This window comes from Pseudomonas sp. SCT, assembly GCF_003864275.1.
In the GTDB taxonomy this organism is placed as follows: Bacteria; Pseudomonadota; Gammaproteobacteria; order Pseudomonadales; family Pseudomonadaceae; genus Stutzerimonas; species Stutzerimonas stutzeri_AE.
This window is the reverse complement of sequence record NZ_BDJA01000002.1, coordinates 477,423-501,641: the sequence shown is the minus strand read 5'-3', so window position 1 is coordinate 501,641 and position 24,219 is coordinate 477,423. Positions and strand designations below refer to the sequence as shown.

The 24,219-nt window shown below is 60.7% G+C and carries 27 protein-coding genes and 2 tRNA genes; 5 read left to right on the top strand and 24 right to left on the bottom strand.

All coding sequences use genetic code 11. The annotated features are described in order from the left end of the window. Window positions 1-20: 20 nt before the first annotated feature. Together BHD08_RS06930 and BHD08_RS06925 are read left to right on the top strand one after the other, a co-directional pair. The gene (locus tag BHD08_RS06930) at window positions 21-212 is read left to right on the top strand and encodes a YnbE family lipoprotein (RefSeq protein WP_003282484.1); all 192 of its coding nucleotides are present in this window, start codon (window positions 21-23) and stop codon (window positions 210-212) included. A gap of 8 nt (window positions 213-220) precedes the next feature. Then, window positions 221-565 (top strand): YdbL family protein, encoded by a 345-nt coding sequence (locus BHD08_RS06925; protein WP_125021272.1) that lies wholly within the window; start codon window positions 221-223, stop codon window positions 563-565. Window positions 566-622: 57 nt separating this feature from the next. On the opposite strand, the gene BHD08_RS06920 is transcribed toward BHD08_RS06925, so the two are convergent. The 6 genes from BHD08_RS06920 to dapA form a co-directional block, all read right to left on the bottom strand. Further along, window positions 623-931 (bottom strand): hypothetical protein, encoded by a 309-nt coding sequence (locus tag BHD08_RS06920; RefSeq protein WP_125021271.1) that lies wholly within the window; start codon window positions 929-931, stop codon window positions 623-625. Between the two features lie 70 nt (window positions 932-1,001). Continuing rightward, window positions 1,002-3,365 carry a DNA polymerase II gene (locus tag BHD08_RS06915; protein ID WP_125021270.1) on the bottom strand — a complete coding sequence of 788 codons (2,364 nt, stop codon included), beginning with the start codon at window positions 3,363-3,365 and terminating at the stop codon, window positions 1,002-1,004. Window positions 3,366-3,543: 178 nt separating this feature from the next. Next, window positions 3,544-3,633, bottom strand: a tRNA-Ser gene (locus BHD08_RS06910). A gap of 127 nt (window positions 3,634-3,760) precedes the next feature. Continuing rightward, the gene (locus BHD08_RS06905; RefSeq protein ID WP_015276379.1) at window positions 3,761-4,630 is read right to left on the bottom strand and encodes a phosphoribosylaminoimidazolesuccinocarboxamide synthase; all 870 of its coding nucleotides are present in this window, start codon (window positions 4,628-4,630) and stop codon (window positions 3,761-3,763) included. 95 nt (window positions 4,631-4,725) lie between these two features. Then, window positions 4,726-5,823, bottom strand: coding sequence for an outer membrane protein assembly factor BamC (gene bamC, locus BHD08_RS06900; RefSeq protein WP_125021269.1), 1,098 nt, complete (start codon window positions 5,821-5,823; stop codon window positions 4,726-4,728). 16 nt (window positions 5,824-5,839) lie between these two features. Next, the gene (gene dapA, locus BHD08_RS06895; RefSeq protein ID WP_015276377.1) at window positions 5,840-6,718 is read right to left on the bottom strand and encodes a 4-hydroxy-tetrahydrodipicolinate synthase; all 879 of its coding nucleotides are present in this window, start codon (window positions 6,716-6,718) and stop codon (window positions 5,840-5,842) included. Between the two features lie 227 nt (window positions 6,719-6,945). On the opposite strand from dapA, the gene BHD08_RS06890 reads away from it, so the two are divergent. Both BHD08_RS06890 and BHD08_RS06885 read left to right on the top strand, forming a co-directional pair. Further along, window positions 6,946-7,506 (top strand): glycine cleavage system protein R, encoded by a 561-nt coding sequence (locus tag BHD08_RS06890; protein WP_125021268.1) that lies wholly within the window; start codon window positions 6,946-6,948, stop codon window positions 7,504-7,506. 21 nt (window positions 7,507-7,527) lie between these two features. Continuing rightward, window positions 7,528-8,001, top strand: coding sequence for a peroxiredoxin (locus tag BHD08_RS06885; protein ID WP_125021267.1), 474 nt, complete (start codon window positions 7,528-7,530; stop codon window positions 7,999-8,001). 33 nt (window positions 8,002-8,034) lie between these two features. Here BHD08_RS06885 and BHD08_RS06880 read toward each other — a convergent pair whose 3' ends face one another. Together BHD08_RS06880 and BHD08_RS06875 are read right to left on the bottom strand one after the other, a co-directional pair. Continuing rightward, window positions 8,035-9,111, bottom strand: a complete 1,077-nt coding sequence (locus tag BHD08_RS06880; RefSeq protein ID WP_015276374.1) for an AI-2E family transporter — start codon at window positions 9,109-9,111, stop codon at window positions 8,035-8,037. Between the two features lie 21 nt (window positions 9,112-9,132). Further along, window positions 9,133-9,384, bottom strand: a complete 252-nt coding sequence (locus tag BHD08_RS06875; RefSeq protein WP_015276373.1) for a sulfurtransferase TusA family protein — start codon at window positions 9,382-9,384, stop codon at window positions 9,133-9,135. Between the two features lie 110 nt (window positions 9,385-9,494). On the opposite strand from BHD08_RS06875, the gene BHD08_RS06870 reads away from it, so the two are divergent. Beyond that, window positions 9,495-10,925, top strand: a complete 1,431-nt coding sequence (locus tag BHD08_RS06870) for a M48 family metalloprotease (protein WP_125021266.1) — start codon at window positions 9,495-9,497, stop codon at window positions 10,923-10,925. Window positions 10,926-10,966: 41 nt separating this feature from the next. Here the strand turns inward: BHD08_RS06870 and nadA are convergent, their stop codons facing one another. The 16 genes from nadA to BHD08_RS06790 form a co-directional block, all read right to left on the bottom strand. Beyond that, window positions 10,967-12,025: a quinolinate synthase NadA gene (gene nadA / locus BHD08_RS06865; RefSeq protein WP_015276371.1), complete on the bottom strand. Its 1,059-nt coding sequence runs from the start codon at window positions 12,023-12,025 to the stop codon at window positions 10,967-10,969. A 244-nt stretch (window positions 12,026-12,269) separates the two neighbouring features. After that, window positions 12,270-13,766, bottom strand: a complete 1,497-nt coding sequence (locus BHD08_RS06860; RefSeq protein ID WP_125021265.1) for an acetyl-CoA hydrolase/transferase family protein — start codon at window positions 13,764-13,766, stop codon at window positions 12,270-12,272. Between the two features lie 200 nt (window positions 13,767-13,966). Next, window positions 13,967-14,042: transfer RNA gene (locus tag BHD08_RS06855), tRNA-Lys, on the bottom strand. 95 nt (window positions 14,043-14,137) lie between these two features. Then, complete coding sequence (gene queC, locus BHD08_RS06850) at window positions 14,138-14,812, bottom strand: 7-cyano-7-deazaguanine synthase QueC (RefSeq protein ID WP_125021264.1); 675 nt, start codon at window positions 14,810-14,812, stop codon at window positions 14,138-14,140. 51 nt (window positions 14,813-14,863) lie between these two features. After that, entirely contained in the window at window positions 14,864-15,505 is a 642-nt protein-coding gene (gene queE / locus BHD08_RS06845) for a 7-carboxy-7-deazaguanine synthase QueE (protein ID WP_041756942.1), read from the bottom strand. 122 nt (window positions 15,506-15,627) lie between these two features. Next, window positions 15,628-16,443, bottom strand: coding sequence for a tol-pal system protein YbgF (ybgF, locus tag BHD08_RS06840; RefSeq protein ID WP_125021263.1), 816 nt, complete (start codon window positions 16,441-16,443; stop codon window positions 15,628-15,630). A gap of 6 nt (window positions 16,444-16,449) precedes the next feature. Further along, entirely contained in the window at window positions 16,450-16,953 is a 504-nt protein-coding gene (gene pal / locus BHD08_RS06835; protein ID WP_011913905.1) for a peptidoglycan-associated lipoprotein Pal, read from the bottom strand. Between the two features lie 48 nt (window positions 16,954-17,001). Then, window positions 17,002-18,303, bottom strand: coding sequence for a Tol-Pal system beta propeller repeat protein TolB (gene tolB / locus BHD08_RS06830; RefSeq protein ID WP_125021262.1), 1,302 nt, complete (start codon window positions 18,301-18,303; stop codon window positions 17,002-17,004). Further along, a complete protein-coding gene (gene tolA / locus BHD08_RS06825) occupies window positions 18,300-19,301 on the bottom strand; it encodes a cell envelope integrity protein TolA (RefSeq protein ID WP_125021261.1) in 1,002 nt (333 codons plus the stop codon). Before tolA ends, tolB begins: the two co-directional genes overlap by 4 nt. Further along, window positions 19,301-19,741: a protein TolR gene (gene tolR / locus BHD08_RS06820; protein ID WP_015276364.1), complete on the bottom strand. Its 441-nt coding sequence runs from the start codon at window positions 19,739-19,741 to the stop codon at window positions 19,301-19,303. Before tolR ends, tolA begins: the two co-directional genes overlap by 1 nt. 11 nt (window positions 19,742-19,752) lie before the next feature. Then, window positions 19,753-20,445, bottom strand: coding sequence for a protein TolQ (gene tolQ / locus BHD08_RS06815; protein ID WP_015276363.1), 693 nt, complete (start codon window positions 20,443-20,445; stop codon window positions 19,753-19,755). A 2-nt stretch (window positions 20,446-20,447) separates the two neighbouring features. Continuing rightward, the gene (gene ybgC / locus BHD08_RS06810; protein ID WP_125021260.1) at window positions 20,448-20,891 is read right to left on the bottom strand and encodes a tol-pal system-associated acyl-CoA thioesterase; all 444 of its coding nucleotides are present in this window, start codon (window positions 20,889-20,891) and stop codon (window positions 20,448-20,450) included. 51 nt (window positions 20,892-20,942) lie between these two features. After that, window positions 20,943-21,995, bottom strand: a complete 1,053-nt coding sequence (gene ruvB / locus BHD08_RS06805) for a Holliday junction branch migration DNA helicase RuvB (RefSeq protein ID WP_015276361.1) — start codon at window positions 21,993-21,995, stop codon at window positions 20,943-20,945. A 3-nt stretch (window positions 21,996-21,998) separates the two neighbouring features. Further along, complete coding sequence (gene ruvA, locus BHD08_RS06800) at window positions 21,999-22,604, bottom strand: Holliday junction branch migration protein RuvA (protein ID WP_125021259.1); 606 nt, start codon at window positions 22,602-22,604, stop codon at window positions 21,999-22,001. Between the two features lie 72 nt (window positions 22,605-22,676). After that, complete coding sequence (gene ruvC, locus BHD08_RS06795) at window positions 22,677-23,201, bottom strand: crossover junction endodeoxyribonuclease RuvC (RefSeq protein WP_015276359.1); 525 nt, start codon at window positions 23,199-23,201, stop codon at window positions 22,677-22,679. A 155-nt stretch (window positions 23,202-23,356) separates the two neighbouring features. Further along, window positions 23,357-24,106: a YebC/PmpR family DNA-binding transcriptional regulator gene (locus tag BHD08_RS06790; RefSeq protein ID WP_015276358.1), complete on the bottom strand. Its 750-nt coding sequence runs from the start codon at window positions 24,104-24,106 to the stop codon at window positions 23,357-23,359. Between the last annotated feature and the right edge of the window lie 113 nt (window positions 24,107-24,219).

Below are 24,219 nucleotides of genomic sequence, written 5' to 3'. Positions count from 1 at the left end.
CCGACACAGGAGAGACCGCCATGCGGTTGCGCCAATCGCTGACCATTCTGCTGCTGGCCCTGTTCGCCAGCGCCTGTACGCCGCGGGTGGAACTGGCCGTACCGAACGAGCCGATCAACATCAACCTGAACGTGAAGATCGAACACGAGATTTACATCCGGGTAGACAAGCAGCTCGACTCGATCATTAACCAAGACAGCGGACTGTTCTGAGGACGACGATGAAAACCTACCTGAAATTGGCGAGCCTGCTGTTTGCGCTGATGCTCGCCGTGCCCGCAGCGGCCATGACCCTCAACGAAGCCATGTCGGCGCTGGGGGACGCCAAGGCCAGCGGCCTGCTTGGCGAGAAGCCCGACGGCTACCTGGGCGTGGTTCGCTCCAGCAAGAATGCCGAGGAGATCGCCAGCCAGATCAATCAGGCCCGCCGCGCGGAATACCACCGTGTTGCCAAGCAGAACGGCATCAGCGTCAGCGACGTCGAAGCCATCGCCGGCAAGAAGGCCATCGAGAAGACACCGTCCGGCCAGATCATCCAGCTCAACGGTAACTGGGTCCGCAAGTGACCCAGCCACGATGGCCGGGTCAGCCGGCCATCGTTCTCCACAGCCGCCTGCAGACGCTTACAGCAGCGTCAGGCTGTGCGCCCTGACCACCAGTGCCTTCTGCCGAAACCTGCACTCCAGCTCGGCGCGATACTCTGCCCACCATTTCCTGTCCAGCGCCTCGGTCATGACTTCATAGACCACCGATTCATCGTGGACGGGATTGTCGCCATCCTCCAGCCAGTAACCGCTCGCCGGCGCACGCGAATAGGTGGTCAGGCCGCCGAACTGCTCGATGAGCTCCTCGCTCACACTACCAAACAGCGCTTTCGGCAGCGCTCGCTGATCGTTGTCATAGAGCGGTAGCAGCAGCTGAACCAGGTACATGTCGGAGCCCCATCATTCGTCACTCCACATGAGACCAGGCCAGCTCGCGTTTGACGCCGAACCGCCGAAATCAGAAAAGCCCGAGCTGTCCGTCGACCAGCGAAGCGAAATCGTCGCCAACGAACGGCAGGATTGCATCCGCTACCGGTTGCAGCTGCCGCGTCACGTAGTGGTCGTAATCGATAACCGATGACCGCGTCTCCAACGGCTCCGGCCCCGCAACCGTGATCAGGTAACTGATCCAACCGCCGTTCTGGTACTGCCTCGGCCGTCCCTGGCGGTCGTTGAACTCATCGGCCAGGCGCGCCGCACGCACATGTGGCGGCACGTTGCGCTGGTAGTCATCCAGCCTGCGCCGCAGGCGTTTGCGATAGATCAGCAAGTCGTCCAGCTCGCCAGCCAGCGTGCGCCGCACGTAGTCACGGACGTAATCGCGATGCGGCTGGCGGTGGAAGATGCGCTGGTAGAGCTCCTGCTGAAAGCGCTGAGCCAACGGTGACCAATCCGTGCGCACTGTCTCCAGGCCCTTGAAGACCATGCCATCGCTGCCGTCCGGATGGGTAACCAGGCCGGCATAGCGCTTCTTGCTGCCCTCCTCCGCACCGCGGATGGTCGGCATCAGGAAGCGGCGGAAATGCGTTTCGTATTGCAGCTCCAGCGCGCTGGCAAGGCCGTACTCGACCTGTAGATGCTCACGCCACCAGTCGTTGATGTGCTGCACCAGCGCGCGACCGATGCATGCCGCCTCGCCATCGGAATGCGCCTTGCGCAGCCAGACGAAAGTGGAGTCGGTATCGCCATAAATCACGGCGTGGCCCTGCGCCTCGATCAGTTCCCGCGTACGCCGCATGATTTCATGGCCACGCAGCGTAATAGACGAGGCCAGCCGCGTATCGAAGAAACGGCAGCCGCTGGAGCCAAGTACGCCGTAAAAGGCATTCATGATGATCTTCAGCGCTTGTGACAGCGGCTTGTTGTGCTCGCGTTTCGCTGTCTCGCGCCCTTCCCAGACACGCTCCACGATCGCCGGCAGGCAGTGCCGGGTACGCGAGAAACGCGCGCCGCGAAAGCCGGGAATCGACGCCTCATCGGTGGGGTGACGCAGCCCCTCGATCAACCCCACTGGATCGATGAGAAAGGTGCGGATGATCGACGGGTACAGGCTCTTGTAGTCCAGCACCAGCACCGATTCGTACAAACCCGGCTGCGAATTCATCACGAAGCCACCCGGGCTGGCCTCGGCCTGACGCTCACCGAGATTCGGCGCAACGAAGCCCTGGCGGTGCATCAACGGCATGTACAGATGCTCGAACGCAGCAACCGACCCGCCACTGCGATCCGCCGCGAGCCCCGTCACCGTGGCGCGCTCCAGCAGGAAGGTCAGCAGCTCGGTGTGGGCAAAGATCCGGGTGACCAGCTCGCAGTCCTTGAGGTTGTATCGCGCCAGAGCCGGCTTGTCCTCGGCGAACATGCGATCGATTTCCGCCATGCGCTGATAGGGGTTGTCGATCGCCTTGCCTTCGCCCAAAAGAGTCTGGGCGACATTCTCCAGACTGAACGAGGGGAAACTCCAGGTCGCTGAACGCAGCGCCTCGATGCCATCGATGATCAACCGCCCGGCAGTCGCCGCGAAGAAATGGTTACCGCGGCCGCCGTGCTCTCGCCACTCCATCTCCGTCCCCCCGCGCCCCAGGCGCAGCGGAACCTGCAGACGCTGCGAATGCTCCTGCAATACGCGCAAATCGAACTGCACCAGGTTCCAGCCGATGATTGCATCAGGATCGTGCTCGGCGAACCAGGCGTTCAGGCGCTCGAGTAACTCGCGTCGGCTTTCACAATACTCCAGCGCAAAGTCGACGGCCGCGCCCTGCGCGTTTTCCGGCCCAAGCATATAGACCTGGCGCTGGCCACACCCCTCAAGCGCAATGGAATAGAGATCGCCGCGAGCGGTGGTTTCGATATCCAGAGAAACCAGCCTGAGCTGCGGCCGATAGTCCGACGCTGGCTTGAGCTGGGCATCGACCTGCTTGTTACCCGCGGGCGCGGCAGAGAAACACACCGGCGCAGTAATGAAGCGCTCCATCAGATAGCGCTCGGGCGGTCGAATGTCCGCCTCGTAGACATCAACCCCGGCGTCTCGCAACAACCGCGCGCAATCCAGCAGGCGACGATACGAACGGCAGTAAAGCCCCATCACCGGCCGATGCCGGAAGTCGCGCAAGGCCAGCGGCCGCAACTCGGCATCACGTTCACGACGCAGCAAAGGCTCGGCGAGCGCACGCTGCTCCTCGGGAACGAACGCGACCGAATGCTGATGCGGAACACACACCTGCCGTGGCCCGTCATCAGTGGCAAGCCAGAAACTGATCTCGGTGCCACCTGGCGTATCGCGCCAGTGCCGGGTCAGTATGAAGCCTCGCTGTTGCTGCGACATCACCCTCCCCATCGCTTCGCACCGCGCCGTAGTCGCCAGCGCTGCCAGCAGCCCCGGCACCTTGCGCACTCTTCGAGCACAGCGCTGAGGCAAGCCAGGGCATTGCCTGGCAATTGACAATGCCTGAAAGCAAAAACCCCCGAACTCTGGCGAGTTCGAGGGTTCAGGCTACATGTAGTGGCGGAGAGATAGGGATTTGAACCCTAGGTACCCGCGAGGGTACAACGGATTTCGAATCCGTCCCGTTCGGCCACTCCGGCATCTCTCCAGCGGCGCGCATCATAGCAGCTGGATCGGGTTTGTCGAACCCCAACTGCACAGATTTTTTACCGTTTTCAGCCTCTTGCGGCTGAAGCTGAGCAGACTCTGCCCAGCCTAGCCGGGCCGCTTGTCGCTCAGGCCGTCAGACGGGTAAGTGCCTCGCGGTACTTGTCCGCAGTCTTCTGCGCGACGTCTGCCGGAACGGCTGGCGCCGGCGGCTGCTTGTTCCAGCCGGTGGATTCCAGCCAGTCACGAACGAACTGCTTGTCGAAGCTCGGCGGGTTCTTGCCTTCCTCGTAGCTATCGGCTGGCCAGAAGCGGCTGGAGTCGGGGGTCAAGACTTCGTCCATCAGCGTCAGCGTGCCATCTTCATCCAGACCGAATTCGAACTTGGTGTCGGCGATGATGATGCCGCGTGTGGCTGCGTATTCGACCGCTGCGCTGTAGAGCGCAATGGAAACGTCGCGCACCTGGGCGGCCAGCTCGCTACCGATGATGGCTTGGCATTGCTCGAATGAGATGTTCTCGTCGTGATCGCCCACAGCAGCCTTGGTCGAGGGCGTGAAGATCGGCTGCGGCAGCTTGGCAGCTTCCTTAAGGCCGGCCGGCAGCTGGATGCCACAGACGGTGCCGCTCTTCTGGTACTCCTTCCAACCGGAACCGACGATATAGCCGCGCACGATGGCCTCTACCGCGACCGGCTTGAGGCGCTTGGCGACGACGGCACGCCCTTCTACCAGCGCCAGCTCGTCAGCCGGTACCACGTCCTCGACCTTGTCGCCGGTGAAGTGATTGGGAATCAGACCCTTGAGCTTGTCGAACCAGAAGTTGGAAATGGCGGTAAGGATCTTGCCCTTCTCCGGGATCGGCTCGGCAAGGATCACGTCGAACGCCGACAGGCGATCGGTGGCGACCATGAGCATGCGTTTGTCGTCGATCTCGTAGAGGTCGCGAACCTTGCCCGAGTAGATCTTCTTCAGGCTGAGGGCGGTGGGAGTGGTCATACGCAAAACTTCCGCAGTTGGCAGGTCGGCAGAAACGAAACAGGCGAAACCATGGGTTTCGCCTATCCGTGTTCGTGTAACGGGGCAGCTCGCAGTCAGCCCAGGTTGTCTTTGATCAGACTGAGCACACGACGGGCGACGTCCGCTGGCGCGACAGTGTCGATGCTCTTGTCCAGCGTTACCTGGACGCCATTACCGGCACGTGTCAGGCGCACCTGATAACGCTCGGCCCGCGCCTCGATCTCATCCTTGTCATCACCGCCGAACAGACGACTGAAGAAGCCGGGCTTGTCAGCCGGATCGTTGGCGCGCTCGCTGAGGTTCACGTAGTAAACACCCAGACTGCGATCCAGATCGTCGACCCGGACGTCTGCGGCCTGCAGCGCCCGGCCTACGCTCGACCAGGCGCGGTCGAAATCGCTATCGAGCTGCAACAGCGGATTGCCACTGCCGTCCTGGGTCAGATTCACGCGGCTTGGCGCGTCGAAGTCGCGCTCGGCCAGCAGCGATACGGAGCCGCCTTGACGGGCACTACGGTTCAGACTGGCCTGCAGCTCGTCGAGCAGTACCCGATCGAGCTCCTTGTTGCTGGAGGTTTCCGGCCATGCCACATCGGCAGTGCTCCCGGTAGGACGCTTGACGCTGACCACGAAGATTTCGCTGGTGTTGCGCTGCACGCCGGGCTCGACACGAACCCGCACGCGGGTTTCGCCATCCTGGATACCCAGATTGCGCACCAGCGCTTCGTCCAGCTGAGCTGCGGTCTGCCATGCGGTGGCGAACTCGCCGGTCTGGCGACGCTCGTCGGCGATGCTGAAGCCCTTGTCGGTGAAGAACTGCCGCGCCGCGATCCACACCTGAGCGGGAGCGTATTGCGCTACCAGCCAGCGGGAATCGCCAGAGGACTGCACGCTGAAATCACTGATGTCCGCCGCCACCTGCAGGCGCTGCGGGCGTGGCACCTCGTACTTGCCGGAGTGGCTGCTGTCGGCAACCTGACGTGGGACCGGCAGCAGCGGGTCGAGCGGACGGATCTCACCATCGACGGCAACCTGCATCGGTGCAGTCTGGCGGGCGGAAAGGTAATCACTGCCGCGGTCGCGGAAATATCCATCGTCGCCCCACAGCCAGCCGCAGCCACTGGTTGCAGAGATCATCAGGGCAAGGGTCGAGAATCCGGCCAGTCGCTTCATGCGTATTCCTTTGTTGTTAAGCCAGCACGCCGGTTTGGCGCATCGCCTGGCGCAGCGGTTCCTGGTAGCTCTGACTCAGCCAGGTCAGCGGCAGACGGATGCCATTGCCCATCAGGCCCATCTCGTGCAATGCCCACTTGACCGGGATCGGGTTGGCTTCCAGGAACAGGGCGCGATGCAGCGGCATCAAACGCTCGTTGATCGCACGGGCAGTGGCAGCATCGCCAGCCATCGCCGCAGCGCAGAGGTCGCTCATGGCGCGCGGCGCCACGTTCGCCGTGACGGAAATGTTGCCCTTGCCACCCATCAGCATCAGCTCGACAGCGGTGGGATCGTCGCCCGAATAGACGAGGAAATCCCCGCTGACGCGGTCCAGCACTTCCTGGCCGCGCTTGAGGTCACCGGTGGCCTCTTTGATACCGATGATGTTGGAGATCTTCGACAGTCGCTCGACCGTATCCGGCAGCATGTCGCATACGGTCCGACCGGGTACGTTGTAGAGAATCTGCGGGATCGCCACGGCCTCGGCGATATGCTTGAAGTGCAGGTACAGGCCTTCCTGGGTCGGCTTGTTGTAGTACGGGGTAACCAGCAGGCAGGCATCTGCGCCAGCAGTCTTGGCATTTTCGGTCAGTTCGACGGCTTCGCTGGTGGAGTTGGCGCCCGTGCCGGCGATGACCGGGATACGACCGTTGACCTGATCGACGACGCGCCGGATCACCTCGATGTGTTCGGCAACGCTCAGCGTGGCCGACTCACCCGTGGTTCCGACAGCAACGATTGCATTGGTGCCTTCCTGCAAATGGAAATCCACCAGCTTGCTCAGGCTGTCCCAGTCCAGACCGCCCTGCGCATCCATGGGCGTGACCAGCGCCACCATACTGCCCGCAATCATGCAACCACTCCTGCCGGATAAATAAAAAGAGGCGTAATGGTACAAGGCTCCCCAGCGCTTTGCGAGTAGCGTGAAGCACGCCGCACGAAGCATGCCGACGTTGCCCGAAACGCACACGACAACGACCTCCATCGGGCAGCGCGCATTCCCTCCGCCCTCGCTTTTCGCTACCCTTAGCCGTTTTCGGCTTGGCTGGCCGACCGATTCACCACCGCCAGGAATGCTGCATGTCCACCCCCCCTGTACCCCGCGAACAATTTCTCGTCATCAGCGCTCTCGGCGCCAACCCGATGGAGCTGACCAATGTGCTCTGCCGGGCCGCGAACGAGAACCGCTGCGCAGTCGTCAGCACACGACTGACCCGTCACGGCGAATGCAGTGCGCTGGTTCTGGAAGTCACTGGCAGCTGGGACGCATTGGCCCGGATGGAAACCACCCTTCCCGGCCTGGCAAAGAAGCACGCCTTCACGTCCAACGTGGTACGCAGCGAAGCGCTGGAAATCCGTCCGCAAGCACTACCTTACGTGGCGTATGTGAGCGCGGCCTTTCGCCCGGACATTCTCAATGAACTGTGCCAGTTCTTCATCGACCACCGCGTCGAGCTGGAGAGCCTGACTTGCGACACCTATCAGGCCCCTCAGACTGGCGGGACCATGCTCAACGCCACACTGACCGTCACGCTGCCGGCTGGCACGCAGATCAGCTGGTTGCGCGACCAGTTCCTCGACTTCGCCGATGCGCTCAATCTCGATGCACTGATCGAGCCTTGGCGCCCGCAGAATCCTTAAGACCCGATATCAGGAATCAACATGGCCGTTGAAATCGACCGTCCCGTTCCTCCCTTCCAGGCCCAGGCCACGAGCAGCCAGCTGGTCGATCTCGAGTCGCTGGCCGGCAAGCAGGTGGTGCTGTATTTCTACCCGAAGGACAACACGCCCGGCTGTACGACCCAGGGGCAGGGTTTTCGCGATCAGCACCCTGCCTTTCTCGCCGCCAACACGCTGGTTTTTGGCGTCTCGCGCGACAGCCTGAAAACCCACGAGAACTTCCGCGCCAAGCAAGGCTTCCCATTCGAGCTGATCAGCGACAAGGACGAGCAGCTGTGCCAGCTGTTCGACGTGATCAAGCTGAAGAAGCTGTATGGCAAGGAGTATCTCGGCGTGGACCGCAGCACCTTTCTCATCGACCGCAGCGGCGTACTGCGCCAGGAATGGCGTGGGGTGAAGGTGCCGGGCCACGTGGAAGCTGTTCTTCAAGCGGCACAAGCATTGAACGACGCATGAAAAAAGGGCTGGCAATGCCAGCCCTTCCCCGGCTCATTCACTTGGGGCAACCACCACCGCGGCGGGCTCTCGCGGCCAGGCATACAGAACAGCCTTGAACAGCGTTGCCAACGGGATCGCGAAGAACACCCCCCAGAAACCCCAGAGACCACCGAACAACAGCACCGCGCATATGATCGCGACCGGATGCAGGTTCACCGCCTCGGAGAACAGCAGCGGCACGAGCACGTTGCCATCCAGGGTCTGGATGATCGCGTAGGCCACCATCAGATAGAAGAACTGGTCGCCCAACCCCCATTGGAATATTCCGATCAGCGCGATAGGGATGGTGACAACGGTAGCGCCGATATACGGCACCACGACGGAAATCCCCACCAACATCGCCATCAGCGCCGCATAGTTGAGCCCCAACGCGGCGAAGACCGCGTAGGACACGACGGCCACGATCAGGATCTCGATCACCTTGCCACGGATGTAGTTGGCGATCTGCAGATTCATTTCCTGGGAAACCTGGGTGATCAGGCCACGCTCGCGCGGCAGGTAGCCCTTGATCCAGTCACTGATCTGCTGCCGATCCTTGAGGAAGAAGAAAACCAGGATCGGCACCAGCACCAGATAGATCATCAATCCGATCAGCAACGGCAGGCTGGACAGTGAGGATGTCAGTACCACCTGGCCATAGCGTCCGATCTCGCCGCGCATGAAATCGATGCCGCGCAATACCTGCTCTTCGGTGACCAGCTGCGGATAGCGCTCTGGCAGTAGCAGCAACAAGGACTGCCACTCGACCAGCATACGCGGCAACTCGTTGAACAAGGTCAACAGCTGCTGCCACAGCAAAGGCACGATAAACAGCGTGCACACGACCATGACCCCGATGAACATCAGGAACACCAGCCAGACCGCCACCAGATGCGGCACGCGCAGCCGCTCCAGCGTGCCGACCAACCCTTGCATCAGGAACGCCAGCACCAGCCCGGCCAACACCGGCGCAAGCATCTTGCCCAGGGTCAGTACGGCTGCAAAGGCAAGGAACAGCAGGACCGCGAGAACAACCGCCTCCTCATCGGAGAAGTAACGCTGCATCCAACCGCGAAGTACCTTGATCATGTATTTCCTCGAAGCGAATCGTCAGGCCTTGCGCAGCCAGTAGCGATAAACACCATCCTCGGTCTCCTCACGCAGCAGCGCATGACCGGCCAACTTGGCAAAACTGCGAAAGTCCCGCTGCGAGCCAGGATCACTGGCAATGACCTTGAGCACCGCACCACTGGCCAAGCGGTTGAGCTCCAGCTTGGCCTTGAGCAATGGCATCGGACAGTCGAGGCCCACGGCATCTACTTCAGCATCGTGTACGAGCGACTGCGATTGTTCGTCAGTCATGGTTCGCCTCCACAGAAAAGCCTCGCAGCATACCTAGCACACCAGGGCTCTGGCCAGCCGGCCAAGGTCAAGGCTACAGTAGCCGTTCTCACTTCAACGAGCCTGTCTGGATGAAACTGCTGCGCCCTGCCCTGCTCACGCTCACCTGCCTGTTTGTCCAGCCGGCATTGACCAATGATCTGCCATCGCTCGGCGATGCCAGTTCGGGCATCGTTTCACCGGAACAGGAGCATCTACTCGGGCGCGCCTGGCTCAGCCTGCTCCGCGGCCAGGTCAGGCAGCTTTCCGATCCGCAGCTCAAGGATTACGTCGAGAACAGCGTTTATCGCCTGGCCGAGACCAGCCAGCTACAGGACCGCCGCCTGGAATTCGTTCTGCTGGACAGCCCTCAATTGAACGCCTTTGCCGCGCCAGGGGGCATTATCGGAGTCAACGGCGGCCTGTTCATCCACGCCCAGACCGAGGCCGAGTACGCCTCGGTCATGGCACACGAACTGGCTCACCTTTCGCAACGTCACTTCGCCCGAGGCCTGGAAGCGCAGCAGCGCATGCAGCTGCCGCTGATGGCCGCCATGCTGGCGGGCGTCGTCGCCGCGGCAGCTGGTGCAGGCGATGCCGGCATTGCGGCCATCGTATCGACCCAGGCCGCTGCGATTCAGGCACAGCGCCGTTTCTCCCGACAGAATGAACAAGAAGCAGACCGCATCGGCATCGTCAACCTGGAGCGGGCCGGTTACGACCCACGCGCGATGCCATCCATGTTCGGCCGACTCATGCGCCAGTATCGCTACGATCAGAAGCCGCCAGAGTTCCTGCTGACCCACCCCGTCAGCGAATCGCGCATTGCCGACACCACCAACCGCGCGGAGCAATACCCGCAGGGCGGCGCGCAGGACAGCGTGCGCTACCAGCTGATGCGTGCTCGCACGCAACTGAAGTTCGAAAGCACCCCCGGTGTCGAAGCAAAACGCTTCCGCGCAATGCTCAACGAAAACCCGGAAATAGACGCAGCCCGTTATGGTCTGGCGCTGGCGCAGATCAAGGCAGGCCAGCTGGCTGAGGCCAGCAGCAGCCTCGCGCCGCTGCTGACCAAGGCGCCGGACGACCTCACCTACAACCTCGCCCAGGTCGAGCTGGACATCACCTCCAATCGCCTGCAGCAGGCACAGACCCGCTTGCAGCGGCTACTGCAGCTGTATCCGGGAAATTACCCGGTGCGCCAGATGCATATCGATCTACTGATGGAACAAGGGGAGACGCAGCAGGCCGAACGCGAACTGGACAAGCTTGCAGAACAGCGTCGCCGAGACCCCGACATCTGGTATCAGGTCGCCGAAGTGCGCGGGCTGAGTGGCAATATCGTCGGCCTGCACCAGGCCCGAGCCGAGTACTTCGCACTGGTCGGCGATTACGATCAGGGCATCGAGCAGCTCAACCTGGCCAAACGCCGCGCCAGCAACTTCCAGATTTCCGCACGAATAGACGCACGGCAGAAGCAGCTGATGGACGAGAAGCGCATGGTCGAGGAAATGCTGCGCTGAATCGACGGAGGCGCTGAAGGTCGATCAGCGCCGTGCCAACCTCAGGCGTTGCCAGCCTGCTTGAGTCGAGCAGCCTGAGTGAAATCGAGCATCCGCTTGAGCGGCTTGACGGCCCGGGGTATGAGCGCCGGGTCGACGAAAATCTCGTTGCTTCCCGCGCGCAGACACTCCAGGGTTCGCTCGAGGGTGTTCATCGCCATCCACGGGCAATGCGCGCAGCTACGGCAGCTCGCACCCTGCCCGGCGGTGGGCGCCTCGATGAACGTTTTCTCCGGGCAAAGCTGCTGCATCTTGTAGAAGATGCCACGATCGGTCGCGACGATGAGCGTCTGCTGCGGCAATGTCTGCGCCGCCTTGATGAGCTGACTTGTCGAACCCACTGCGTCGGCAAGCTCGACTACTGCTTGCGGTGACTCAGGATGCACGAGTATCGCCGCATCCGGATACAGCGCCTTCATATCGGCCAGCTGCTTGGCCTTGAACTCCTCGTGGACAATGCAAGCGCCATCCCAGAGCAGGATGTCGGCACCGGTCTCGCGCTGCACGTAATTGCCAAGATGCTTGTCCGGCGCCCAGATGATCTTCTCGCCGTTATCCATCAGGCTCTCGACGATCTCCAGTGCGCAGCTGGATGTCACCACCCAATCAGCACGCGCCTTCACCGCCGCCGAGGTGTTGGCGTAGACCACCACTGTGCGCTCGGGATGCTGATCGCAGAAAGCCGAGAACTCATCGACCGGGCAGCCCAGATCGAGCGAGCAGGTGGCTTCGAGCGTCGGCATCAGCACGCGCTTCTCGGGGTTGAGGATCTTCGCCGTCTCCCCCATGAACTTCACGCCGGCGACCAGCACCGTCTGCGCCGGATGCTCATTGCCGAAGCGCGCCATTTCCAGGGAATCGGATACGCAGCCGCCGGTTTCTTCCGCCAGCGCCTGGATTACCGGATCGGTGTAGTAATGCGCGACCAGAACTGCGTTCTGACGCTTCAATTCCACAGCGATTTCACTGCGCAACTGCGCTTCTTGCTCAGGAGTGAGCGGCTTGGGTTGCTTGGCCGCCAGATGAGCCTGCACGAGGATGCGTTCGGGTATCTGCGTCATGGTCGCGGGTCCTGCCAGCACGGGATTGCACGAAGCGCCGAAGGTATGGCGGCCTGAGCCAGCCTGCTCGACTTGTCGTTAAGGACGGAAGGTGCAGGATTCAGACACGACTCCTGCCGTTCAACGGGGCAGGAATACTAGCCGAAGCCTTTGGAAAAGGGAAAGCGTGGCGGGATTCGAGCGAAGCAGGGCATTGCACCCCATAAATGAAACCGCCGGCTGAAAAGCCGGCGGTTCTGTTGGATCACTCGCCCTTGAGCATGTGTCCACGTTCTTCCAGATTGATGTGCCACTGCATGGCTTCACCCAGCAGGTGCGGTGTCTGACCACCCTTCTTGCAGGCGTCCTCGAAGTACTTGTTGAGCACGTCGCGGTAGGACGGATGCACGCAATTGTCGATGATGACGCGCGCACGCTCACGCGGAGCCAGACCACGCAGGTCAGCCAGGCCTTGCTCGGTAACCAGAATCTCGACGTCATGCTCGGTGTGGTCAACGTGAGCGACCATCGGCACGACGCTGGAGATGTTGCCACCCTTGGCGATCGACTTGGTCACGAAGATGGCCATGTGAGCGTTACGCGCGAAATCGCCCGAACCGCCGATACCGTTCATCATCTTGGTGCCGCCCACGTGGGTGGAGTTGACGTTGCCGTAGATGTCGAACTCGAGCGCGGTGTTGATGCCGATGATGCCAAGACGACGCACCAGCTCCGGATGGTTGGAGATCTCCTGCGGACGCAGCACCAGCTTGTCCTTGTACTTCTCCAGGTTGCCGAATACGCGATCATTGCAACGCTCGGAAAGAGTGATCGAGCAGCCGGAAGCAAAGGTCATCTTGCCGGCGTCGATCAGCTCGAAGGTGCAGTCCTGCAGCACTTCGGAGTACATGACCAGGTCTTCGAACGGCGAGTCGATCAGACCGCACATTACGGCGTTGGCGATATTGCCGATGCCGACCTGCATCGGACCGAGGTTCTTCGCCATGCGGCCAGCAGCCACTTCACTCTTGAAGAACTCGACCAGGTGATTGGCGATGGCCTGGGTTTCTTCGTCCGGCGGCGTGACGGTGGAGTAGGAATCCGGCTGGTTGGTGATCACGATCGCTGCGATCTTGGCCGGATCGACCGGAATTGCGGCGGTGCCGATACGGTCGTCAACCTGGGTCAGCGGAATCGGACCGCGATTCGGACGCTCGCCCGGGAAGTAGATGTCGTGCAAGCCTTCGAGGTTGAGGTTGTGTGCCAGATTCAGCTCGATGATCACTTGGTCGGCGAACATGGCCAGATTGGCCGAGTTGCCCACGGAGGTGGTCGGAACGATGTGGCCCTGCTCGGTAATGCACAGCGCCTCGATGATGGTGACATCCGGACGCTTGATCTGATGGTTGCGCATCTGCTCGACGGTATGCGACAGGTGCTGGTCGATGAACATGACCTCGCCCGCGTTGATCGCCTTGCGCAGTACCGGATCTGCCTGGAACGGCATGCGTCGCGCCAGCAAGCCGGCCGAAGCCATTTTGCCGTCGAGATCATTGCCCAGGCTGGCACCCGTCACCAGGCTGATCTGTAGCTTCTCGTCCTTGGCGCGATCAATAAGCGCCAGAGGCACGGCTTTGGCTTCGCCAGCACGGGTAAAACCACTCATGCCAACGGTCATGCCGTCGCGAATAAGGGCAGCGGCCTCGTGGGCGCTCATGACCTTGTTCTGCAGAGAGGACAAGCGGATACGATCAGAATACATTTGAGCCTCGAACCAACGGAAAATCGGAAGGGGCCGCAGTCTATTACGTTTAAAAACGCTTGAGCCACCTACTAAGGTCGTAGAGAAAAACGCTTCTTATGACCGAACGTAGCAGCGCGCGGCAACGCAAAACTGCGGCCATTAAAAAAGCCGGATGCCCTTGCGGGTATCCGGCTTCTTGTGCTCTCTCGGGAGCAATTTGGTGGGTCGTGTAGGATTCGAACCTACGACCAATTGGTTAAAAGCCAACTGCTCTACCAACTGAGCTAACGACCCAATGCGGGGCGCATGATACTGATTTGATTGATGAAAACAAACTTTTTTTTAAAAAAAATTCGCCCGCTCTTGCGCGCATCCATCAGTCTGTCGCGTTAGAAATAGCGCGTGGGATCGGCCACTCCGGCCTCCGCAAAACCGGCGGCACGCAGCCGACAGCTGTCGCACTTACCGCAAGCGCGCCCGTCAGCGTCCGCCTGATAGCACGACACCGTCATCGCATAATCGACACCCAGGCGAACCCCCTCCTGGACGATCTTCGCTTTGCTGAGCTGCTGCAGCGGAGCCTGGATGCGAAACCCCTGCCCTTCAACGCCGGCCTTGGTGGCCAGATTCGCCATATGCTCGAAGGCGGCCACGAACTCCGGCCGACAGTCCGGATAACCGGAATAGTCCACTGCGTTGACGCCGATGAAGATATCACGAGCACCAAGGACCTCCGCCCACCCAAGCGCCAGCGAAAGGAAAACGGTATTGCGTGCAGGGACATAGGTGACAGGAATTCCCTCACCGGGAACCTCAGGCACGTCGATGCTATCGTCGGTCAGCGCTGAACCACCGATGCCATTCAGGTTAAGCCCGATAACCTTGTGCTCGACCACACCTAACTGCGCGGCAACTCGCTCGGCAGCCTGCAGTTCGGCACGATGACGCTGCCCGTAGTCGAAGCTCATCGTATAGCAGGCATAACCCTGATCACGGGCCATCGCCACGACCGTGGCCGAATCAAGCCCGCCCGACAATAGGATGACTGCTTTCTGCTCACTCATTTCACGATACCCTCGAGCTGAATAGGCGAACCCGCCTCCGACCCAACATGCTCAGTGGCCAGGTGCGTCGTTCCAGATGATCTTGTGCAGCTGCAGCTGCAAGCGTACCGGCAGGTTGTCGGCGACGATCCAGTCAGCCAGTGCACGGACATCAACCTGACCGTGACTTGGGGAAAACAGAACCTCGCCGGCGCGTCGATCCAGACCATATTCGATCAGCTTGCTAACCGCCCAGTCATAGTCTTCGCGCGAGCAGATGACGAACTTCACCTGATCGTTTTGCGTGAGAGACGCGATATTCTCATAGCGATTGCGCGCAACCTCGGCGGAACCCGGTGTTTTCAGATCAACCACGCGGCTGACTCGCTCATCCACCACAGAAATGTCGAGCGCACCGCTGGTTTCGAGCGACACCTCATATCCCGCATCGCACAAACGCTGCAGCAAGGGCACACAATTGGGCTGCGCCAGTGGCTCACCACCCGTCACGCAGACGTAACGGGGATTGTAGGCGGCAACACGCTCGACGATTGCGTCGATGCTCATCAGCTCGCCGCCGCTGAAGGCATAGGCGGTATCGCAATATTGACAGCGCAGGGGACAGCCGGTCAGGCGAACGAACACAGTAGGCAGGCCACTGGTTCGCGTCTCCCCCTGCAGCGAGTAGAAAATCTCAGTAATTCGCAGGGTCATATCAGCCACGGGCGTGACGGCTAAACAGGCCATCCGCCTCCGTTGCGGGAAATAGGGGCGGCGATTCTAACGAAAAAACCCGCCCAATGGGCGGGTTTAGTTCGTGAATGCCAAGCTGAGGCTCAGCGATTGAGCTGCCGCTGGGCCAATTGTGCTGCCGAGGTGTTCGGGTATTGGGCGATAACCTGCCGCAAAATACCCTGAGCCTTGTCCCGGTTACCCAGGCGGATCTCGACATCGGCCAGCTTATAGAGCGAATCCGGCACCTTGTTGTGCTGCGGATAAGCCTGACTGACCCGAGCAAAGGCCTGACCGGCACCTTGCAGATCGCCTTTGGCCAAATTCACCTCACCAAGCCAATACTGCGCGTTACCCGCGTACTGACTGTCAGGGTACTTTCGCAGGAATGCCGCGAAAGCCTGGCTCGCCTTATCGAAGTCTTTCGCTTTGATAAGGTCGAAAGCGGCATCGTAGTAGAGCTTCTCTTGAGCAGGATCGCTGGACCCGCCCTGTGTCTGGCCTGGGCTAGCTGCGGGCGCGCCGGTGTTTCCAGCTATGGATGGCAAATCCCGTGAAGGCGCAGACTGATTACTCCCAGCCGCGGACCCGCTCGACAAGCGTCGATCCAGATCCTGATAACGTTCCAGCCCCTCTTGTTGCAGGCGCTGGATCTGATTCTGTTGTTCCTCAAGCATGCCGCGCAATTGGGCGATCTCTTCCTGCATCTGCTGTAACTGCATGAAGAGCATGCCCTGCGCCGAAGATGGAGCAGCAGCCCCACCTCCGGCATAGGCACCGTCACCGCTCGGCGCGGCCGTGGAGTAACCAGAGTTGCCGCTAGCGGCACCCTGCTCATAATCCACAACCGGCACCTGGGCCACCGCATAGAGCGGGAGGCCGAGCACTGTAAAAGTCAGAGCGTGGCGGTACTTGCGCATATCGAATTACTTACGCAGTTCGACGCGACGGTTCTGAGCCCAGGACTGCTCGTCGTTGCCCATGGCAACCGGACGCTCTTCGCCGTAGGAAACCAGCTCCAGCTGAGCCGGGGAAACGCCCTGCAGTACCAGGTAACGCTGTACAGCCTTGGAACGACGCTCACCCAGAGCCATGTTGTACTCGCGAGTACCACGCTCGTCGGTGTGGCCTTCCAGAACGACGCGAGCGCCGTTGCCTTTCAGGTCCTTGGCATGAACGTCCAGAGCGCGCATGGCTTCCGGCTTCAGGTCGGAACTGTCGTACTCGAAGTAGAAGGTAGTGATGGCGCGCAGAGCGGCTTCTTCGCTCATGCTGCCGTCGATGGCGCCCGAATCAGCACCGTAACCGGCATTCGGATCGATCGCGCCCGAGCCTTCGCCAGAATCGTCGCCGCCCTTGGAGGAACAACCGACAGCAACAGCCATGGCCAGAGCCAGAGCGGTGAACTTACCGAATTTCAGCATTTCCATGTGTAACAACCCCAGGTGTGTTTTTGGTTAAAAAGCGTTGATACCGCATCAGTTCAGGTAAGGGGACCAGGACGGCTCTCGGACTTCGCCTTGAGCTGTTGGAAGCGGGAGCCTAACGCGTCCATTGATGGACACGAGCATCAAGACTCCCCGGCCCTGCTGGCGGGTGGCGTAGATTAGCATGGTGCCATTAGGCGCAACAGTGGGAGACTCATCCAGACTGGTATCCGAAAGTATCCGCAGGTTGCCGCGCTGTAGATCCTGCGCAGCGACCTTGAAGTTGGTATAGCCGTCCTGACGGTGAATCATCACCAGCGTTTTCTCGTCAGCTGACAGCTTCGGGTTAGCGTTGTAGTTACCAACGAACGTCACTCGCTCAGCCGAGTTGCTGCCCAGCCGCTGCTTGTACACCTGCGGCTTGCCAGCGCGATCGGAGGTGAAGTAGATCGTTTGACCATCCGCGCCCCAGAAGGGTTCGGTGTCGATTGCATAGTGATTGGTCAGGCGCTGCAACTGACGCGAGCCGAGGTCCATGACGTAGATCTCGGGGTTGCCATCTTTGGACAGCACGAATGCGAGGCGATTGCCCTCAGGCGAGAATGCCGGAGCGCCGTTCAGCCCCTCGAAGTTGGTGATCTGCTCGCGGCGGCCAGTGTCGATATGCTGAACGAAGATCCGCGGGCGCTTTTGCTCGAACGAAACGTAGGCAATACGACGACCGTCCGGCGAATAGCGCGGCGAGAGAATCGGCTCGCGCGATTGCAGCAAGGTTACGGCGCGCGCACCGTCATAATCGGAGCGCTGCAGCGTGTAGCGGGTGTTCGCACCGCCCAGCCGCTCGACGGTGACATAAAGCAGGCGGGTGGAAAACGCACCCTTGATGCCGGTCAGCTTCTCGAAAGACTGGTCGGCCGCATGGTGGGCCATGTCGCGCAGCTGGTCCGGCGAGCCACCGACCGTTCCGGTCATGACCTGCTGTTCAGTGGTCACGTTGAATACTTCGTAACGAACCTGCAGTCGGCCACCGGCCGGCTCGATGTTGCCGACCATCACGTACTGGGCGCCAAGGGCTTTCCAGTCGCGATAGATGATCTCGCTGCCGCGTGTCGGCATGCTGATCATGTTCTGTCGCGGAATCGGCTGAAAGATGCCGGAATTGCGCAAGTCGTTGCCTACGATTTCCGCCATGTCTTCTGGCAACACCGTACCGCCCTGCCAGCCGAATGGCACGACGGCGATCGGGATCGCCCGATCGGCACCACTGGTCACGACGATATTTTTTTCCTGCGCCACCGCTATTCCCGCCAGGCAGCAAAGCAGGACAAGTAGACCTCGAATGGAATTGATCACAACGCAAGATCCTCAGGCGTAAATGTCATTTTGAATGACCGGTAAGGCTGGAAGTCCTGCGGGCTCAGGCCCTGCATTTCAGTCAGCCGACCGATGTTCTTAACTGCGGCAACCGCAGAGTTATCGAATGGCACGTCACCGCTGGAGCGCGAGACACTGACGTTGGTAATGGTGCCATCTGGAAGCATGTTTACCTGAAGCTGCACGGTCATGTTGTTACGCGCCGACGGCGGACGGGTCCAACCTTCTGCCGCACGCAGCCGAATCAGATCGTCGAAGTTACCGGCTACCTGATCGCCGTGGGTATCGGCCAACGCCTGCTGACGCTCGGTGGTATCAGACAGCAGCTCGGCAAGCGCCTGGGCCTTCTTGTCTTCCACCGCCTTGCGCGCTGCATCCGCCGCCGCTTTCTTCTTCGCGTCTTCCGCTGCCTTTTTCTTTGCCGCTTCGGCTGCCGCTTTTTTCTTGGCTTCTTCGGCCGCCTTGCGCTTGGCTTCTTCGGCGGCTTTCTTCTTCGCTTCCTCTGCAGCCTTTTGCTTGGCTAGCTCTTCGGCAGCCTTCTTCTTGGCGATCTCGGTCTGTTTCTGTTGCTCGACCTTCTTGGCCTCCTCCGCCTTCTTAGCCGCCGCGGCCTTCTCGACTGCAGCTTTCGCCGCATCGGCCTTTCGAGCCTCTTCGGCCTTCTTTTGTTCCGCAGCACGAGCGGCAGCAGCCTGCTTCTCCTGCTCCACCTTGCGCTGCTCCATCTGCTCGCTTTCGAACTGTTTGGCGGCGGTCTTCTTCGCTTCGCCCGCGATCTTCTGATTGGTCTGAGTAGTTGCCTGACTCTGGGACTTCAACTGGTACAGGGTTGCCTGCACGATCGGCTTGGAAGGGGGCAGCTCGGGTGCCATTGAGAAGCTGACGAACAACATGCCGAAGATAATGATGTGCAGGCCGACCGCCAGCACAGTCGGCCAGAAATAACTCTGCGAAGGCGACGAGTCACGCTGCTGCATCAAGGTGCCTCGGTGATCAGGCCGACATTACCGACGCCGGCTTCCTGCAAACCACCCATGGCAGCCATGACCGAGCCGTAATCCACGGCCCGGTCGCCACGGATGAACACCTGGGTATCCGGGCGCTGACGCATGATCGCGACCACGGCCTGCGTCATGTCGGCCAATGCGACAGCCTCGTTGCCCTTGCTTTCGGTATCGACCTCGCTGCCAACGTTCCAGTAGTAGGTCTTGTCTGCCTTGATGGAGATCGTCAGCACTTGCTTGTCGTTGTCCTGCGGCAGGGCTTCACTGCTGACCTTGGGCAGATCGACCTTGACGCCCTGATTGAGCATCGGCGCCGTCACCATGAAGATAACCAGCAGTACCAGCATCACATCGATGTAAGGCACCACGTTCATCTCGGCGACGGGCTTGCGTCTGTTGCGGATTCTGGCCATGGCCGTGGGCCTCAGTCTTCGGTGGTGTGAACTTTGCGGTGGAGGATGGCCTGGAACTCATCGGCGAAGGTGTAGTAACGACCGATGAGCATCTCGCCGCGAGCAGCGAAACGGTTGTAGGCGATAACCGCAGGAATCGCGGCGAACAGACCGATCGCAGTGGCAATCAGCGCTTCGGCGATACCAGGCGCTACGGTTGCCAGCGTTGCCTGCTGAACCTGGGCCAGGCCACGAAACGAGTTCATGATCCCCCAAACGGTGCCAAACAGGCCGATGTAAGGGCTGGTGGAACCAACGGTCGCCAGGAACGGCAAGCTTTGCTCGAGTTTTTCCTCTTCACGGGAAATCGCCACGCGCATGGCGCGGTTGACGCCGTCCATCACTGCATCAGGATCGACGCCCTGCTGCTGGCGGAGACGGGAAAACTCCTTGAAGCCGGCGCGAAAGATCTGCTCGACGCCCGAGTCCGGGTCAGGATTGCTGCCCGCCTGACGATACAGCTTGGACAGATCGATACCCGACCAGAAGCGCTCTTCGAAGGTATCGAGCGCTCGTTTCGCTGCGCGCAACATATTGCCGCGCTGAAAAATCAGAATCCATGAGGTCACCGAAGCGCCTACAAGTATCAGCATAACCAGCTGCACCACGAAGCTGGCGTTGCTGATCAGGCTCCACATGGACATATGGTCGACGTTGGCTTCCACGCTTACTCTCCTGCAGGGGATAGACCCGAACCGGCGAAGGCGACACGCAGCGCTTCGGGAATGGCTCGGGGTTTCAAACTTTCGGCACGCACGCAGGCCACCAGCACCTGCCCCTCACAAAGCAGAACATCATCTACCGCACGCCGGACCTGCTGGCGAAAACGCAGGCTGGCTCGATTCAACTCAGTCACCTCGGCCGTAACCAGCAATTCATCGTCCAGTCGTGCCGGAGCGCGGTACCGCGCCTCGACCGAATGCACGACGAACAGCAAGTCTTCACCGGCCAGCTGCGACTGGGCAAATCCCAGACTGCGCAACCGCTCGGTACGAGCTCGCTCCATGAATTTGAGGTAATTGACGTAATAGACAATGCCGCCCGCATCGGTGTCCTCGTAATAGACTCGACAGCGGTGGGTGAAGATTTCAGCTCCGGCTTGCGCGCGCATACTAGTGCTCGGCCCTGTAAATGCCAATCGGGTAAGACAACAATATTTTCGTCAAACTATGTCGCCATCGAACAGATCCGGGGTCGGCGCGTCGCCCATGCGTTTAGGCAGGTTGAGGCCGAAATGGAGATAGGCGTGACGAGTGACGACCCGGCCGCGCGGCGTGCGCATGATGTAGCCCTGCTGGATGAGGTAGGGCTCAAGGACGTCCTCGATGGTATGCCGCTCTTCGCTGATCGCGGCGGCCAAACTGTCGATTCCCACCGGGCCGCCATCGAACTTCTCGATCAGCGTCAGCAGCAACCGGCGGTCCTGATGATCGAAGCCTCGCTCGTCGACGTCGAGCATGTTCAGTGCGAGGTCGGCGATCTGCCGGGTGATCTCACCGCGACCGCGCACCTCGGCGAAATCGCGCACGCGGCGTAACAATCGGTTGGCGATTCGCGGAGTCCCACGCGCTCTTCGAGCGATCTCGAACGCACCTTCGGGCTCGGTTGGCAGACCCAGAATGCTGGCCGAGCGGCTGACGATGGTCGCCAGGTCCTCGGTGGAGTAGAACTCCAGCCGCTGGACGATACCGAAGCGATCGCGCAACGGATTGGTCAGCATGCCGGCACGGGTGGTGGCACCCACGAGGGTGAATGGCGGCAAATCCAGTTTGATCGAACGCGCCGCCGGCCCCTCGCCGATCATGATGTCCAGCTGAAAATCTTCCATCGCCGGATACAGCACTTCCTCAACGATGGGCGAGAGCCGGTGGATTTCGTCGACGAACAGCACGTCGCCAGCTTCCAGATTGGTCAGCAATGCGGCCAGGTCACCCGGCCGCTCGAGCACCGGCCCGGATGTGCTCTTGATCGACACACCCATCTCTTCGGCGATGATGTTCGCCAACGTGGTCTTGCCCAGCCCCGGCGGACCAAAGATGAGCGTGTGATCGAGCGCTTCCTGGCGGCCCTTGGCGGCACGGATGAAGAGGTCCATCTGCTCGCGAACGACCGGCTGCCCGATGTACTCGGCCAGTTTGAGTGGCCGAATCGCGCGATCCAGTTGTTCGTCGCGATCGCGACTGCCTGCAGTGACGATACGATCCGCTTCGATCATGGCTTACACCATGCCCTTGAGGGCGCGACGGATCATTTCTTCACTGCTCAAATCATCTTCCTGTATGGCGGACACTGCACGACTGGCTTCCTGCGGCTTGAAGCCCAGGGAGATCAACGCGCTGACCGCATCATTCTCGGCGCTTGTGACTGCCGTTTTGCTCCCAGGTTCAACCACGAAGGTCGCTATCGCAGGCATGGCTTCCCACGCCTTGAAGCGATCCTTCAGCTCGACCAGGAGCCGCTCGGCGGTTTTCTTGCCGACGCCTGGTATGCGTACCAGCACCGAAGTGTCCTGCGCCTGCACGCAACGCACCAGCTCATCAACCTCCAACCCGGACATCAATGCCAGCGCCAGCTTGGGACCAACGCCGTTCAAACGGATCAGCTCGCGGAAAAGTTCGCGCTCGCGCTTTTCGGAGAAGCCATAAAGTAGTTGTGCATCTTCGCGCACGACGAGGTGCGTATGCAGCGTCACCGGCTCACCAACCGCTGGCAGGCGGTACAACGTCGTCATCGGCACCTCGACCTCATAGCCAATGCCGTTTACGTCGAGAATCAGATGCGGCGGTTGCTTTTCCGCCAGCGTGCCGCGCAAACGTCCGATCAATCTGTGTCCTCCATGGCCATCCCATTTCTGGCGACCAGTCGATTATTCGTCCAACCCACAAGCTTGCGCCGACTACAGACGCAACCGCCCGCCTCGCCGTTTGGCGCCGACCAGGCCGTGTGGAATCAGGCTCTGCCGGTGATGGGCGTGACACAGCGCAATCGCCAGCGCATCAGACGCATCGATCTGTGGTTTTTCCAGAAGCTTGAGTAGGTGCATGACCATCATCTGCACCTGCTGCTTGTCCGCACCGCCGGTTCCAGCGATCGCCTGCTTGACCTGCGTCGCGGTGTATTCGGCGATCTGCAGCCCCGCTTCGGCACCGGCGACGATGGCCGCCCCACGGGCCTGGCCGAGCTTCAGCGCCGAGTCGGCATTGCGCGCCATGAACACCTGCTCGATGCCCATGGTCACCGGGCCGTAGGTTCGAATGACCTCGCTGACTCCACTGAATACGGCACGAAGCCGCTCGGGCAATTCGCCAGTGCCGGTACGAATGCAGCCGGACGCGACATATTCACACCCGCGGCCAGTGTCGCGCACAACACCGTAACCGGTAATCCGAGAGCCGGGGTCGATACCCAAAATCAGCGTCATGCCTTGGCCGTGCTGTCTATTTATCCAGTGGCGAGTATACGGAGCCGCTGCCTGATCCGCCACCGAGCACTAGGGCGGCACCCCGCTAAATGCGCTAGCCGTAAAAAAGCCGGGAGCACATTTATGCGACTCCCGGCTACGAATGGCGTTGTCGCTCACCCCAACTGCTGCATGATCTCGTCGGAGATCTCCGCGTTGTGGTAGACGTTCTGCACGTCATCCAGATCTTCCAGCGCATCGATCAGACGCAGAACCTTTTGCGCCGTCTCGACATCGGTGATGGGCGCCATGATGGAGGGGATCATCGCCACTTCCGCCTCGTCACCCTTGAAGCCAGCCTGCGTCAGCGCCTCGTTGACCGAGAGGAAATCGGCAAAGCTGGTATAGATTTCGACCGAGCCATCCTCCTGACTGACGACATCGTCCGCCCCCGCCTCCAGCGCCGCCTCCATCAATGCATCTTCATCGACACCAGGCGCATAGCTGATCTGACCCTTGCGATCGAACATATAGGCGACTGAGCCATCAGTACCGAGGTTGCCGCCGTTCTTGCTGAAGGCGTGGCGCACTTCGGCCGCAGTACGGTTGCGATTGTCGGTCATGGCCTCGATGATGATGGCCACGCCGCTTGGCGCGTAACCCTCGTAGCTCAGCTCGGTCATGTTGTCCGCCTCGCTGGAGCCTGCCCCCCGTGCGATGGCGCGATCGATGACGTCACGCGACATGTTGGCCGTCAGCGCCTTGTCGACAGCCAGACGCAGACGCGGGTTATCCGCCGGCACGCCGCCGCCATGCTTGGCCGCCACGGTCAGCTCACGGATCAACTTAGTGAAAATCTTGCCCCGCTTGGCGTCCTGGCGCTCTTTGCGGTGCTTGATATTGGCCCATTTGGAATGACCAGCCATAACTCACTCCATTCTTCGACTGAATCGGATATCTCGATAACCGCCCCGCCTGCAGCTAGCCATCAGGGCGAAGCGGCCATCACCGTAACGCCTGTACGGCTCGAGGCCGCAAG